Origin of the sequence: Roseiconus lacunae, from assembly GCF_008312935.1 — a bacterium.
GTDB lineage: Bacteria > Planctomycetota > Planctomycetia > Pirellulales > Pirellulaceae > Stieleria > Stieleria lacunae.
Genome location: NZ_VSZO01000022.1, coordinates 1 through 15,141 on the forward strand (window position 1 = coordinate 1; position 15,141 = coordinate 15,141).

The window sequence follows — 15,141 nt, forward strand, 5'->3', positions numbered from 1 at the left end:
TGACTCAACAGGAAGCAACGCTTCAATTTCACCACCAAAACATCACGAAGACCCGCAGCGGACTGTCGCCAGCCGCTGCGGGTTTTTTCGTGCGCTTCTCCCGTAGCCGAATGCGCCGAGCGTTTCGGTCGGCCTGCCAAATCAATTGGCGTTCTCAGCAGACGCGTCAATGCGTAATTCTTTCAGTACCGCTTCAGCCCTGAGTCGCGTCAACCCTTTGCTCGTACCGATCGCCTGTCGCAAATTCTTTTCTGCGGCGGATCGCGCAAGCTGTCGAAAATCAGAATTTTCCGCTTGCCGAGAAAAAGTCACCCACTGCTGAGCCACCGAGATCCGTGCCAATGGATCAACTCCGGCATCAAGATCCTCCGCCGCAAGAGTTGCAATCGATGGATATGGCGATCGGCGTAAATGAACCAATCCTTGGCGCCAGTCTTTGTCCTCCAAACACATTTTTACCCCGCGTGCGTGGTGCACAGACGGCGACATTTGCTGATCCACGGCATTCGGAAGCAGCGGCACCAGGTCCCAGACACACAGACGTGTGATGGACTCGGTTTCCGCGACCGTTCCAACCAATCGCTTCGGGGAATCCAACACCAAAAACTGAGGTGTTGCCAACTGGGGACGTGCAATGATCGTGACCGACTTCTCGTCAAGATTGATCCACACCAGCTGCGAAGTTCCGACGGTCGCCAAAAGGTGATCGTTTCCGACGAATCGGTACTGATGCACGTGGCCGCCGCAATTGATCGAGCCCTCTAGAGTCATCGTCGTCATGTCACCAAGATCCAATCGCCCATGAGGTCGACAAGCAACGAATCTGGTTTGATCGGGGGACAGCCGAATCTCGGTGATTGAACGTAGCGGTAAATCCGAAAGGAGCGTCTCGTCGAGTTCAAACCCGGGAAAACGATGGATCGCAAGCGATTGCTTGCCGCCTCGATTACCAACGACCAACAACCGCGTTCCATTCTGGCAAAACCGCAGACGCACGACTCGATCGTATGGCGTTTCAATCTGGCCGATCGGTACTGGATTACCCGGTTGCCAGCGTTCGATCAACCGCTGCCCACCGTTGGATATCACCTCAGCCCGGCGGGGGTGAAACTGCCCCTGCCAAACAAGATGCCCCTCAGGAAGGGTGCTCGATCGGCGGTGCCGTGCAGCGTCCCAAATCTGAGCCCCGTAATCGATACCGACAGCGAGCAAGTTTCCATCGGGAGAAAAACTCAAGCTACCGGTACGGTTCTTCGAGCCAATCGGGCTCGGTGCCATGACCGATTGAAACGTCGACGTATCAACCAGTTGGAGCTGACGTGTTTTTTCGCCACCCGTATTCTCACCAAACCAGGCCAAGGCGATTGAGCTGCCTTCGGGGGAAACCTCCAGAAGCTCAAGCTGCCCGGAATACCGAACCGAATCGGCAAGCTTGGCCAGTTCGTGCTGCCCTACTCCATTTTCAGCGGAGGCTTGCCTTAGCACCCCGGTCGTATCGCCTAACGCGATGATCAAAATCACCAGAATTGGAACACAAACGCGCATTCCGCCCTCCCACTTCAGAGCAATGGCAAAGTTATTTTCAAACCACTTTAGCTCTTTGCGGCAACCGCTGCGCTGCGAAACGTCGCGACTGCTCCCTTGTGAAGACCGCTCAGCGATTGCGAGTAGGAGAAAACACAATCGGTGGCCGACAGTCCGACACAATCGCTAACTTTGTTGCCGGACTTCCTCAATCTTTCCTGTCAAACGCCACACTACTGAAAAGATTCTTTCCAGCGTCGTCGTAACAAAAGGGCAGATGGTTCGACAAAACTAGGGTATCGTTCCATTTGAAATTACCGGTTCGGCTCATCAGCCAACGGGCATTAGCTCCGGTGATTGCAACGAAACCGTGGCTAACGCCATGCGGCTAATCCTTATTTTGAAGGTTGACGAAGCACTAGCCCCCATGTCATGGTGACTCCACGGCACCGAAAGCCTCGGCGGCTTCCGCTACGATGGTGTGAACCATTCATCGATATCGCCAGCACCAACTGCTGATCAATTCCGAAACGAAGGCCAAGTCATCGGGATTAGATGCCAACAGATGATCCGCTCCAGCCAGGGCGACCAGGCTAACCGGCTTTGCTGCTTCCCGAGTCGAACCGTAGTACTCGGCAGAGGGCGGCTGCGAGAGAAGCGACATCAGGCGGACGGCATGGTCAAACGCGACCGTCTCATCAACCGGCGAATGCAGCAGCAACACCGGGCACTGAATTGTTGGCAAGACATCGGCCACCTGATACGAACGAAAATCGTCGATCATCTGCTTGGTGATCATCCATTCGATGCCACCGATCGAGACCTTCCCGGAACCTTTGCTGACGATCTCGGGATTCATTTTTTCGAGTAGAACCGCCAAGTGCGCCGAGTCACTCGGTGCGGCCAGCGTCGCGACCATCGACAAGTCAACTAATTCGGCAAGATGATGCTCGCTCGCTTGGTGTGCCCGCGCCGCGGTGACCAACGATGCGATCCCACCAAAGCTATGCCCGATCAGGCCAGTGACTGTCCCCAATTCATCGCGGGCAAATCGAATCGCTGAGGCGAGGTCGGCGAGATTGGTCGTGAAATTCGACTGAGAGAATTCGCCTTCGCTTCCGCCAAGCCCGGTCATATCGAATCGCAGCACCCCGATCCCGGCCTTTGCCAATGCGCGACTAATCCGAACGGTTGCTTTTAGATCTTTGCTACAGGTGAAGCAGTGTGAAAAAACCACCGCTGGCGGCAAAGATGCATCACCACGTGAATCGATCGACCAATCTTTGGGACGATCAATAATGCCGGCTAATTGGTGCGTCCCCAAACCACTCGAAAACTTCACGCGGTACGAAGTCGTCTCTTTCCCTGTCGTCCGCACGATTTAATTCATCCGAGTTGAATCGGAAATCCGACCGGCGCGAAACGCTTCGGCCATCGCGCGAGGCACTTCGGCTTCGGCAAGGACGAGCGCGGATTTGTTGCTGGCGACCTTAGCCCGCATCTGCTGCTCTTCGGCGACCGCTTCTGCGCGACGGCGCTCTGCCTGTGCTTGTGCCACACGGGTGTCCGCTTCCGCTTGATCGCTTTGCAGTCGGGCGCCGATATTTTCGCCAACATCGATATCGGCGATGTCGATGGAGACGATCTCAAAGGCAGTTTGTGCGTCCAACCCGCGTTCCAAGACGACCCGAGTGATCATGTCGGGATTTTCGAGGACCTTAAAGTGAGTTTCGGCTGACCCAATCGAACTAATGATTGCCTCGCCGACCCGTGCGATCACGGTGTCTTCGGTCGCACCACCGATCAATTGCTCCAAGTTTGTCCGTACCGTCACTCGGGCGCGAACTCGTAATTCGATCCCATTCTTGGTGATCGCACTGAGAGTCGTTTTGCCACTGCGAGATGGATCGGGGCAATCGATGACTTTCGGGTACACGCTGGTTTGGACGGCATCGAGCACGTCGCGTCCGGCCAAATCGATCGCCGCGGCCTGATCAAAGTCCAAGGGGATTTCGGCTCGCGCGGCGGCGATGATCGCGTGGATCACGTTCATGATGTTCCCGCCGGCAAGGTAGTGTGCTTCGAGCCTTCGGGTACTGATCCCACTTTTACGCCCGATGTCCAAACCGGCTTGGGCGGACATCACTTTTGCTTGGACAATCACGTTGGGATTGACCTTTGTGAAATGCATCCGAATCAGACTCGGTGCACTCACGTCGGCTACCGACATGTACGCTTGAATCCAGAGCTTGCCGTAGCGGAGCACAAAGAATCCAAAAATCATGCCGAACACGACCAGCATGATCCCGATCAAGATGATCACCAAGCCCGATACCGTGGACGTGTCGGCTAACAATCGTGCGTCAGCAAGTAACATCGAGCGTTCCAGTGATCCAACGGCAGCTTCGGTCATAACAGTCCTTCGATCAACATACAAACAACCTTCAACAGACATCAGCTCTAGTGTAGAGCCTTCGAGAAGTGATCTGCAACCTAATGGGCCGAATCCAAACACGCATCGAGACTTCAATCCAGCAGAATCGCTGGTAAAAATTTCGCCGGTGCTTCGTCAACCTTTGAAATCAGGATTGGCCGCATGGCGTTTGCCAAAGTTTGGTGCGATAACCGGAGCGAACGCCCGTCGGCTGATGAGTCGCCCCCCAATATTTGGCCCAGACGGAGCATTAGTGGCATCACGTTTGCAAAGAAACCGTGAAACTAACGTTGAAATGCAGTTTTCAACATGTTTTCAACTGTCCTACGCCCAAGTTTGTCTCTATGGTTGAATTGATCCCCCCCGGGATTGACCAGACGCGATGGTGGAGTGGACTTGATGTTGGATGTTGTTTTCTCGGTTCAATGTTGGGTCCGGATCGTGGTGGGAGCTACGAAAGCTTTCGATCACCTGGGGTGACAAACCGGCACACTCGGGGAATTTCCACCGCCCCAGAATCGAACGTAGACGCGGCACAAATGCATTGTTCGAGTTCGGTACCAGGTTGAACGCCAATCGGCAGTTCGACGAACTCCGAAGCTTTGGCCGCAGAAGAGTGCTGGGGCTGGGTTTCGGACGACAGATTGAAATTTGGACTGAGTCGAATCAGGAAAGTCAAATCAGGAAACTGAGTAGAAGATAGGAACTTGACCTATGCAGGCTAATTGGCGAGAAGGCGATTGGGCCGTTTATCGAAAGAGCAAACAGGGGGCGACACCGGGGCGTCGTGCGTCCCAGGTCATTGCGTCCAGTAAGGGCGAAACGTATCGCTACGTCGTCGACAAATTTTGGGTTGTCGACGAGGTTCTACCTGACGGACGCCTTCGCCTGATCACTGCTCGCGGAAAGGTACATACGATCGAATCTGACGACCCGAATCTACGTCGCCCGGGATTCCTGCAAAAGCTTTTATGGCGAGAACGCTTCGCAGTTGTCGAAGCAAGTCGAGACAATGTGTCGCACAGCGAGCGCCAGACAGGTGCGGTTGGGGCCTGAGTCGAACACGACGATCGATCGTGCACTTCACATTCGAATCACCGAACGGAAATGCCAGCTTGCACGTCAATCGTGCAAGCTGGTTATTTTTTGCGCACCGAGAGGCGATCGATGGCCTTTCGGAAATCGATTGAACAAGAAAATAAAAAATCGACTGACTCGATCGCAACGCAGCCTCAACTTGCCATCGCAGTGCGAGCTTTCTCCATCGACTTTTCCATGTCATCAAACATTTGTCGGGCACCATCGTGAAACACACGACCGATTAACACATCCGTTAAACAACTGCGATGTTCGGGGTGCTCTTTCATGAATCGGCCGATACTGAACTCATCGCTATAGAACGCGTGCACGAGCTTTCGAACCCATAGCGCGCCCTCTAGAAAGTCTTCCGTCCAGCAGCCGAGTTGGGCCCCCGATAAATCATTTTTACGAATGCCCTCGACGATCGCATCACCGGCACGCACGCCCATTTCGAGCGCGAAATAAACGCCGGAAGAATACACCGGGTCGATGAACCCCAATGCGTCACCGACGAGCACCCAACCATCGCCGGCGTGCTGAGTGGACATGTAAGAAAACTCTTTTGCCGTTCGCAAGCCACCAAGCTGAGTGGCATCCTTCAACCGAGATTGCAAGCCGGGGCAAATTGCTAGTTCTTCTTGATAAGTCTGCTCTTGTGGGCCACGTCCCTTGAGTAAGTAATCGTTGTCACCAACGCAGCCGATGCTTGTGATACCGCGAGAAAGTGGAATGAACCAAAACCAAGACTTCTTCGACTCGGTTTGCATGATGATCGTCGCACCTTCGTTGTCGCCGTCACCACGAATAGCGTCTCGGTAGTAGCCCCAAATCGCAGCTTTCTTCAGATCCGGATTAACTTTCTTGAGCCCAAGCTTATTTGCGAGAAACGATTGTTGCCCGGTCGCATCGACGACTACTTTTGCATTGATCTGACGAACGTTCCCATCTCGATCACGAACGGAAACGCCGATGGCGCGTCCCGATTCATCGAACATCACATCCGACAAGCGAGTTTCATCGTAGCACTCTGCACCTAACTCGGCGGCGCGATCGAACAGCATCTTGTCAAACTCGCTTCGCTCGACCTGCCAGGTATCGGCGCACTCGCGTTCGTCATGCTTTCGGAAAAAGAATGGGGCAGACTCTTTCCCATTGCCGGAAACGAACTGAACGCTTTTCTTCACCTGCCAGCCAGATTCCTTGACCTTTTCATTCAGCTGCAAACGTTGTAGTGGCCAGTAAGTTTCAGGCATCAGCGACTCGCCGACGTGAAACCGTGGCACGTGTTCGCGTTCGATCAACAGGGTGCTCAATCCGCCTTCGGCCGTGATCGAAGCGGTAGCTCCACCGCCAGGGCCGGCACCAATGACAACGCAATCGTACGCTGACTTCATCGATTCAAAATCCTGTCAATCCGAGTGCTAAATCCACAAGTGTGAGCAATCCGCCGCAGCAAAATCTATTCTTCTGCGACGTTCTCGCCGATACGAGGGTAACCGTGAATGAGGGTGAACCGCAACGCGCTTTCCTACCTTCGTTTTCCCATTCTACCAGCTCGAAAAGCTCCCGCAGTACTGCCCTAAATGACGAAACCAGCCCACCATTGCGGTGTGACAATTCGCCTATCCGTCATGACCTGTCCCACCGATGACGCTTTCCCAACGATGCCGCCACCAGAGCCATGTTTGCGACCTAGGGTGTTGCGAGACTGATCGTGTCAGGCCACGTCGGTCTGAACGCCACGTTGCAATCGAGAAACCGGACTTATTACCCATCACAGGCACAATTTCGATCGCTCATTGATTGATCTTGTTCAAGAACATGAACTGTCGCTCTATCGTTCTGGCCACGATGGTCGCCATCTGTTTGCTGGTGCCTTCGGGATGCAAGGAAGTGTCACAAGCCTTTGTCCATTTGGATAACGGACACGATCGCCCCGTCACAATCTTTGTCGACGGAATCTACGCGGGCAGAGTCGAATCAGGCCACTCGCGGCGACTGACGTTGCCACTCGGACACCATGAATTCTTCGTCAAAGACGACCAACGAGTGGTCTACTCGGCCGCACACCGTCTGGACTCAGGAGACCGCCCATACCGCACGCCGGTTTTTATCCTGAACCCCGATGGAAACAATCGGTACTGCGAACTGCAGCTAGCGATGCGTCCGATCGAGACCGGCCATGAAGACGGCTTGGTGACATTGACCAGTCACCAAGAGCCCCCACTCGATGACCAATGCATCCCAACGCAGGTCATCAAGACGCTGCCTGAGAAGACACTGCCTGAGAAAATACTGCCTCACGACATCACCACGGAGACACTTTCTGCCGCCGAAGTTAGGGCCCAATACAAAGCGATCCTGCGACGCTTTAATCTTCGATCACCGACAACGTTCTTTCAAGTTGAGCACGCCGAGCACCAATTCAGCCCGATCCCCATCGCCGCATTTCCCACCGAAGAGACGGAGCCTTCGCCGAGTGCACTGGCACGGATTCCTCATCCTCTGCATCGCTACTTGAGTGAAGCGTTCGCGGTGGATCACCCCACGAGGCAAGACTTAGAAATGCTTCAAAAAGCCGAGTCTGCTGCGATCGCCTGCGTTCCCGTTCGATAGTGCATACCTTGCGACAAACGTTTTCGCCGGTCTCGTGTCCTCCCACCATCGGAATTCAGGCTGGGTCAAAACCGACGACGGACGTTTGCCCCGGTTGTTGCCCGGGAACCGTCGCAAGCTCCATTCCGCAAACAACCACTTGAAAGGTTGACGAAGCGTCAGCGAAGCTCCAAGCCAATCAAAACCGGGTCATGGTCAGAACATCGAAACGCGTCCGGCCGGTAATAAACACCCTGTCCGTACTCGGTGTTGTAATCCAAACACCGTGGCTCATCTGAATTAATGTGCCAGTCGGCGATCCCGGTAACCTTAGTCGCAAGTGCCGGTGTTGCGAAACAGTGATCGAGCGATCCAGCTTGGCCAAAATAAACGTACGAGTAGGACTGACCGGTTGACTTCGTTTGACTGACATCGACCAAACCACCGGCTCGCAGGGTATCAATCGGATCTTCTTGGCTGTACGCGTTTAGGTCGCCAATCACCAGCGTTTCGATTTTACGATCGCGGAGGTAGTTAACGAGTGCCTGTGCCTGTGACTTTCGTGAGTCGTTGTACGAACCTTGGCCATCACGTTGATCGCGATTGGCGCCGGCCGCTTCGTTTGATCCTTTGGATTTAAAATGGTTGACGATTACGCTGAACGACGCTTCTCCCTCAGTGGCGCGAAACGTTTGGAGTAACGGTGTCCTGGCATTGGAAAACGCGCGGTCAACGATCATCTCGGGAGCTCCGACTGCATTTAAACGATCACGTCGATAGATCATGCCGACACGAATTCGATCGCCACCGCCGGGGGCATCTCGAAAACCGTCGGGCAGACCGCAGCCAACATAGACATCCTTGCCAAGCTTTCGATTGATCGCCGCCACCAGCGATTGTTCGGACTTGAGGTTGTTTTCCAGTTCCATGAGCCCGATTACATCCGCGTCGAGTCCGACGATCGCGGCGACTAACTTTTCTGTTTGCCGTTCGAACTCTTTACGATTGTCGGCGCCTCGAGCTCCATTAGACCCATCATCGAGTGTCGTGAAGTAATTCAGGACGTTAAAACTGGCGACAGTCACATCGGCAGCACCGACATCCGGACGTGCGGGACGCTCTGCCGGGACGAGGTCAAGCGGCAACTCCGGAATCAAATAGTACCGCCCACGTTCTTCCGTGATGGTCCCCACCAAGTTTTTGACTTTGGAACCAAGTCGGAGCGTTGGCAAATCCGTCCCGAACGCAGGAACTAATGGGACCGGATACTGGTTACTTCGCTTAACGCCGTCTTCGATCACGATCCAGTTGGCGTTGTTCGTTCGCTGCAGTTGGTTGACTGCTTTGGCATTCGTCTTGCCGGAAACACTATTCCCTTCGGCCGACGCATCGTTGGGATCGATCGTCTCGGTCGGGACGAACAGCCGCCGCGGCGCGACGCTGATTTGTCCGTTGCGGGCCAAGTTGTAGTTGTCGACCACCACCAATTCTCCCGGCAAACGAACCTTTTGGCCGATGTAGTCTTTCCAACGGATATCACTCAGTTGCCGTGTCAGATGGACAACATCACTACGTTCGACGGGCGGATTCGAAGCGGGATCCCCTGACGCTTCGATCGGCGTATTGGCGGGCCGTGTTTCAAACTCCGGAGCCGCAGTGACGTTGCTATCGGCCAACCCACTATCACCGGCACCGCCATCGTGTTCGACTTCATCGACATCACGAAGCAACAACGTGGCCAACGCGACCACTGCTACCGCAAGCACGGCGATGATCGAACGTTCGGCGGCACCGCGATGTAGAATCCCAAAACGAATTCGCGTGGACATGATCAGACAATTGGTGGAGAAGTGGTGACTTGGACGTGAAACGTGACGGCTAATTCAAGATGCGAATACTCTCACGAATCACGTCTGGTTTGTCAGTCGTAATCGAGACGACACCGAGTTCGGCGAAGCGACGTGCCTGTGCGGGGTCATTGACCGTCCAAACATGAAGCTGACCTCCGGACTGATTAATCTTCTCGACAAAAGCTTCGTCGATCACCGAAAGGTCGCCCTTGCTTCCCAAGCCGGATGCCTTGGTTCGCTGCAACGTTTCGACAACCGATGCGATCGTCGGCTTACCATTTTTATAGCTGGTCAGCCAATTGACACGGTACTGAGGCATCAACTTGCGAGCTTCGGTCACCACCTGCTTGTCAAAACAGATGATCGCGATTTGATCATCCTTTAAGCCCGAGTGCTCCAAGATGGGTTGCATCAGTGGCAAAATCTCGACGCCACACTTGATCTCAACAAAGATTTGCTTTCCTTCGGGAACCGTCCCCAAGACATCTTGCAGGGTCGGAATTCGTTCACCGGCATACTGTGGATCTTTCCATGAACCGACATCCAACTGTTGCAATTGTTTGAGCGTCGAATCGGCGACCTTCAATTCGGGTGAACCGGGAGCGGTACGTTTGGTCGTCTTGTCGTGGATACAAGCGATCTGATTGTCTTTGGTCACATAGAAATCACCTTCGATCGCATCGGCGTTCAATTCCCAGGCGCGTTTGAACGCTGAAATCGTATTCTCCGGCGCGACAAAGGACGCTCCCCGGTGGGCGACGATGAACTGGGCATTCGCGGAATCGGCAACCATGATGGTCACAATTAAGGCGAGGAAAACGGTCGAGAATTTCAAGGGTCTGTCCTTTAAAGTCTTGCGAGCAAGTTGTGATTCAGGAAGTTTTTTTTTACCGGCGGCTCGTATTCTGGTTTGCAGGTTTGGCGTCCTTAAAACCCTGCGAGTTGTTGCGTCGAATCGCCGAATTCGGTGATAGGCACTCCCATCCGATTCATCAACGACAAATACAAGTTGCAAAGTTTGCGTTCGTCATCGGGCCGATCGCTATAGTCAAGCGTTCGTCCTGTTGGCACCGTCCCAGCCAATCCGCCGACTTGGATTAACGGCACCTTGGAACTGTCATGATTTTTGCCGCTCCACATGTTGGACATGAACATCAGCATCGAATGATCCAAAACTGTAGAATCGCCTTCGGGCATCGCTTCGAGCTTGCCAGCCAAGTAGGCAACTTGTTCGATATAGTAACGGCAGATTCGCAAATAATCGTCAGTCGTATCACGGTGGGACGCCAAGTGGTGCGCCAGACGGACGTCCAGGAACGGATAGATCAAGCCGGAGATATCACGGCACAACAAGAGTGTCGCGACGCGCGTTTTGTCAGTTTGAAACGCGGTCGCGATGATGTCACACATCAGACGCATGTGATCGCGAATATCTTCGGGCAGGCCACTGTCGGGACGCGAAAGCTTCGCCGCTGCCTGTGACTTATTGCGAGCGTTTTCGGCGGCCTTGTCGCTCAGTCGTCGCATCCGTTCGATACGTTTCTCGATCTCACGGACGCTGGTCAAGTACTCGTCCAGCTTCGCTTGATCGCTATGGCTGACACGTCGCTGCAAGCTGGCGGCGTGTTCACGGACACGGTCAAGCACACTGCGGTTTCGCATCGCACCGCGATTTTCAAACAGGCTATCGAATGCGAGTGCGGGATAGGTTTCCATCGGCACCGGTGACGTCGCATCATGCCAAGAGATGTGCGAGCTATACGCCATCGAGAAATTGGTTTCGTGGTACCCCGTTGTCGGCTGCTCGCATCCCAACACCAAACTTGGCTGCAACGTTTCGGCGCCAACATGTTTGGCCAGCAATTGATCCATACTGACTCCGCCGCGAAGCTCGGCGCCTTTTTGCAGCTTTGCCCCCGACAACAAATTCCCCGTTTGACCGGGGTGAATCCCAACGCCAACAGCGGCCGGATTGTACAGCCCCTTGATGAAATTCAGCTTTTGTTTGAATGGTTCCAGCGGAGTCAAGCAATCGCCCAACTCCATCTCTGCGTCGTTACCTTTGGCCCACCAATGGTTGTAAGCGACACCGTTGGCCATGAACATGATCGCCAAACGTTGCGGGCATGCCGATGCGTCGTCGGAGTCTTCCTCACCCCAAACGGCGACGGACTCCAACCAAGGCAATGCCATCGAAACGCCGGTGCCTTGCAATAGCAATCGACGCGAAAGCCGCTGGTCGCTTGTGGTTTGATCGTGCATGGTGGTTGGTCTCATTTTTGGATACGGAGTCAAACATCGCTTCCTGACGCGAAGCGAAAACCGAGCGGGACGACGAAACGCCACAACCTTTGATTGCCGTGACTGAAAACGTCATCATCAATGGCCTCGGCGAAACAGAAACTGCTCGCTGGTGACAATGGTTTCGACCATTGTCGAAAAGGCAAACTGCTGTTCTTGCAATCGGTGTTTCATCGATTCGATCAGCGGCTCGTCGGACACGATCAGCGATCGCCCCAACGCGTAAGCGAGGAGTTTGCGACAAAGGTTGTCAACAAATTCTCCCTGCCGCTCTGATCGAATGTAGTCCTTCAGTCCGTCGACTCCGGAGTGCTTCGAACCATCGGGAAAGTCCGCAATGACGTCGACAGGATTACCTGCCAAATCAGTGTCCCGACGTTCTCCGATCGGCCCGTAGCCCTCGAAAACCAATCCGACCGAATCGAACTTTTCATGGCAACCGGAACAACTCTTGTGTTCACGATGTTTCGCCAAAACTTCGCGCAGCGTTAGCTCACCTAGCTTGGATTCGTCTTCGGGTAATTCCGGGACATTCGGCGGCGGGGCCGGAATATGTGTCCCCAATAACTGTCGCACGACCCAAAAGCCACGTTTGACCGGACTGGTCCGCAGCCCTGGCGAGTTCTTGGTCAAGAAAACACTCATCGGTAAAATTCCGCCGCGACCGAATCGCGACGCGTTATCGACCCGCACCCACCGGTTTGCGTCGATCGCTTGGTCGATGCCGTAGTGTTTCGCGAGCGTCGCGTCGACAAAGGTATGATCGGCGTACAAAAAGTCGAGCACTTGCCCATCTCGTTTTAGCAAGTCGGCGAAAAACGTGATCGGCTCTTCGAACATTGAGCGTTGTAGCTGGTCGTCGAATTGACTGAAGCGTTGGCGGTCCACACCGGTATGCGATTCGAACTGGCGGAAACCTAACCAATTACCGCCAAACTCAATCGCAAGGCGTTCGGCCTTGGCATCTCGCAGCATCCGTTTGCTTTCGGAACGAAGCACCGCGGGATCAGTCAATGTTCCGGCGGCGGCCAAGTCGAGCAACCTCCGGTCGGGAAGACTCGCCCACAGGAAATAACTCAATCGCGAAGCCAGCTCGTATCCGTCAAGCCGGACCAAGTCGCCCACCTGTCGCGGTGGGTGTGCCCGATAACAGAAGTGCGGCGAAATCAAAACGCTGACAACCACATCGCGGACCGCATCTTCGTGGCTCAGTCCGTCGACTTCGACGAGGTGCTGATAAAACTGCTGGATGTCCTGTCGCTCGGCGGATTGCAACGGTCGACGAAATGCGCGTTGTACCAATCGCAACAAGTGCCGTTTTTGGGCCTCGACCGCGGCAGCCTTAGCGTCAGTAACGGAGAGAACTTTTCGTTTGGTTTCGTCGAAGTGAAACCGCATCGCATCAAGGGCTTCGTCGCCGGCACCGATTCGCTCGGCCTTGGCAATGTAGACCTCCGCCAACGCCTCGATCATTTCGGGCGATGTCGCCTGTCGGTCGGCGGATCGAAAGGCGTCAAATTCCGAGTCGACTAGGTAGCGTCCTTCCGCCCGCTCAAACCAAATGAACCCCGAGTGCTGTCGTGAAGGAACATCGGCAACAAAGTTCAACTGAAACCACAAGCGATCGAGTTTGTCCTGCTGTGATGCGTCGAGCACAAGCTCTCGGAGAGGTTGGTCATCGCGAAAGTATCCCATCATGCTATGGAATCCGGCGCTCAACAGCCGGTACTCACTTTCTCGATTGAAATCATTGGGCTTTCGATTGACGTACTCGCGGCCACGACGATCGACGTAATAACGATCTGGAAACAAACGGCAAAAGGTTTCAAAGTCTCGCCGCAGCGTCTTGCTTGATTGACCGGAGGCCGTGTCTTCTTCAGCGGTCTCCTCGACTTTCCCAGCGCCGGCCACCAAAGCGATCTCGCTAAAACGCTTGGCTCGCAATCGATCATAGGCTTCGGGGTTCATCGTCATCCGGTGCGACGCCTTTTGCCGATTTCGCCACAACACTAACGGTTGGGACCCCTTGTTGATCCCCGAGACTTGCAAGTGCGGAAACTCAAACGTTAGCGAGTCTCGAAGCTTCGCAATGTCGTCGGCCAATTGTTTCGCCCCCGGCCCAAGGTCGTCTCCGGGTAATGATCGGATACGGTTAGCGATTTGAGCCAGTGGGCCTGCGGGATGCTTTTCTTCGATCCCGATGGCCGTCCACAATTGCGTCAGGTATTTGGCACTCAAACCATACCGCTTGGCGATTGCGGTGACGTCGCGATCGCCGATGACTTCACTTCCGGATCGTCGATCGAAATCTTCGAATAAGCTCCGCAGTGCCATCAGGTAGTCGGCGACCTCGGTATTCTGTGACTCATAGAAATCAACGATTTGCCGCACGCAATACTTATCGCGATCGGTATCGGTCACCACCGGATGCGGAGCGAACGCCAGCCCGTCCGGTAAGAACAGCAAGTGATCGGTGACCATTCGAGCCGCATCGATGTACTTGGACATCAATGACGGGGTCATCATCAGTGACTCACCCGAATTATCAAAGCCAGCGGTGTTGGAAGGATCAACCGGGAAGCTATCGGCCGGTCGCAAATTGACACCGGTCAAGTCTGCGATCGTGTAGTTGTATTCTGCCGCACTTAACCGGTGGGCCAGCACCTCGCCGGGGTCGCCTGCATGTCGACGGATAAAATCGTCGCGACGCTGCCCCAACCACATCAGGAATTGCGTTTTCTCTTCCGGTTCGAGTTCGTATCCCGAGTCTTCCGGGGGCATCTCACCGTCGGCCACCCGCTGGCGGATCAAATCCCACACGGCGAAGTGAGATTCGATCGGCGTGCCTGCATCAAACGCGGTCAGATCCAAGGCGCCGTCCGGATCGGTCGGTCCGTGGCAGTCGACACAGTAGGCTTGCAAAACGGGCTCGATGACGTCGGCAAAGCTCGCATCCGATTGCTCGGAGGTTTCCGGAACATCATGTCGCGCGTTTGACTGTTGCTCGCCTGTTTTCTGTGCGGCCAGCGGCAACGCCCCCAAGGCGGCTAAACAAATCAGACAGACGACCGAGCGTGAATGAGCGAGCGACCGCAGACCGAACGGCAAAACGTTCAACAACGTCGGCGAAACCAGCCTCCGGCGATAGGTTCGCGGGGCCAAGGGGCGTTTTGATCGCAAGGGCATAGGACAGGTGGGATTTTGGGTGGTGGGACCGCCATTGTAGTCCTATTTCGATGCTGGCAAGCCGGACAATTCTAGCGAGCTATCCGTACTAACGATTTGGCCACATGATTCCGAGAGTGAACCCCGCAAGGCGGTCTCTTGTGTTTTCGTGTAGGATGCGTAACGATCAGG

The 15,141-nt window shown here is 54.6% G+C and carries 10 protein-coding genes; 2 read left to right on the forward strand and 8 right to left on the reverse strand.

Going from position 1 to position 15,141, the window contains the following annotated elements; genetic code table 11:
- Nucleotides 1–141 precede the first annotated feature (141 nt).
- From FYC48_RS21325 to floA, 3 genes are all read right to left on the reverse strand, one after another.
- Entirely contained in the window at nucleotides 142–1,545 is a 1,404-nt protein-coding gene (locus FYC48_RS21325) for a WD40 repeat domain-containing protein (protein WP_149498829.1), read from the reverse strand.
- Nucleotides 1,546–2,014: 469 nt separating this feature from the next.
- Nucleotides 2,015–2,866, reverse strand: coding sequence for an alpha/beta hydrolase family protein (locus FYC48_RS21330; protein WP_230779660.1), 852 nt, complete (start codon nucleotides 2,864–2,866; stop codon nucleotides 2,015–2,017).
- Between the two features lie 39 nt (nucleotides 2,867–2,905).
- On the reverse strand, nucleotides 2,906–3,937 hold the full coding sequence (floA, locus tag FYC48_RS21335) for a flotillin-like protein FloA (protein ID WP_390622152.1): 1,032 nt from the start codon (nucleotides 3,935–3,937) through the stop codon (nucleotides 2,906–2,908).
- A 735-nt stretch (nucleotides 3,938–4,672) separates the two neighbouring features.
- Between floA and FYC48_RS21340 the strand changes: the two genes are divergently transcribed.
- Complete coding sequence (locus FYC48_RS21340) at nucleotides 4,673–5,014, forward strand: hypothetical protein (protein WP_149498830.1); 342 nt, start codon at nucleotides 4,673–4,675, stop codon at nucleotides 5,012–5,014.
- A 176-nt stretch (nucleotides 5,015–5,190) separates the two neighbouring features.
- On the opposite strand, the gene FYC48_RS21345 is transcribed toward FYC48_RS21340, so the two are convergent.
- Nucleotides 5,191–6,432, reverse strand: coding sequence for an NAD(P)/FAD-dependent oxidoreductase (locus FYC48_RS21345; RefSeq protein ID WP_149498831.1), 1,242 nt, complete (start codon nucleotides 6,430–6,432; stop codon nucleotides 5,191–5,193).
- Between the two features lie 457 nt (nucleotides 6,433–6,889).
- Here FYC48_RS21345 and FYC48_RS21350 point away from each other — a divergent pair, with 457 nt between their 5' ends.
- Complete coding sequence (locus tag FYC48_RS21350) at nucleotides 6,890–7,654, forward strand: hypothetical protein (RefSeq protein ID WP_160149685.1); 765 nt, start codon at nucleotides 6,890–6,892, stop codon at nucleotides 7,652–7,654.
- Nucleotides 7,655–7,812: 158 nt separating this feature from the next.
- Here FYC48_RS21350 and FYC48_RS21355 read toward each other — a convergent pair whose 3' ends face one another.
- The 4 genes from FYC48_RS21355 to FYC48_RS21370 all read right to left on the reverse strand — a co-directional run bounded on the left by FYC48_RS21355 (nucleotide 7,813) and on the right by FYC48_RS21370 (nucleotide 14,970).
- Nucleotides 7,813–9,462 carry an ExeM/NucH family extracellular endonuclease gene (locus tag FYC48_RS21355; protein ID WP_149498833.1) on the reverse strand — a complete coding sequence of 550 codons (1,650 nt, stop codon included), beginning with the start codon at nucleotides 9,460–9,462 and terminating at the stop codon, nucleotides 7,813–7,815.
- 49 nt (nucleotides 9,463–9,511) lie between these two features.
- Complete coding sequence (locus FYC48_RS21360; RefSeq protein ID WP_200836670.1) at nucleotides 9,512–10,318, reverse strand: glycerophosphodiester phosphodiesterase; 807 nt, start codon at nucleotides 10,316–10,318, stop codon at nucleotides 9,512–9,514.
- 92 nt (nucleotides 10,319–10,410) lie between these two features.
- Nucleotides 10,411–11,745 carry a DUF1552 domain-containing protein gene (locus FYC48_RS21365; RefSeq protein ID WP_235034354.1) on the reverse strand — a complete coding sequence of 445 codons (1,335 nt, stop codon included), beginning with the start codon at nucleotides 11,743–11,745 and terminating at the stop codon, nucleotides 10,411–10,413.
- A gap of 117 nt (nucleotides 11,746–11,862) precedes the next feature.
- Nucleotides 11,863–14,970 carry a DUF1592 domain-containing protein gene (locus FYC48_RS21370; protein ID WP_149498834.1) on the reverse strand — a complete coding sequence of 1,036 codons (3,108 nt, stop codon included), beginning with the start codon at nucleotides 14,968–14,970 and terminating at the stop codon, nucleotides 11,863–11,865.
- Nucleotides 14,971–15,141: the final 171 nt, after the last annotated feature.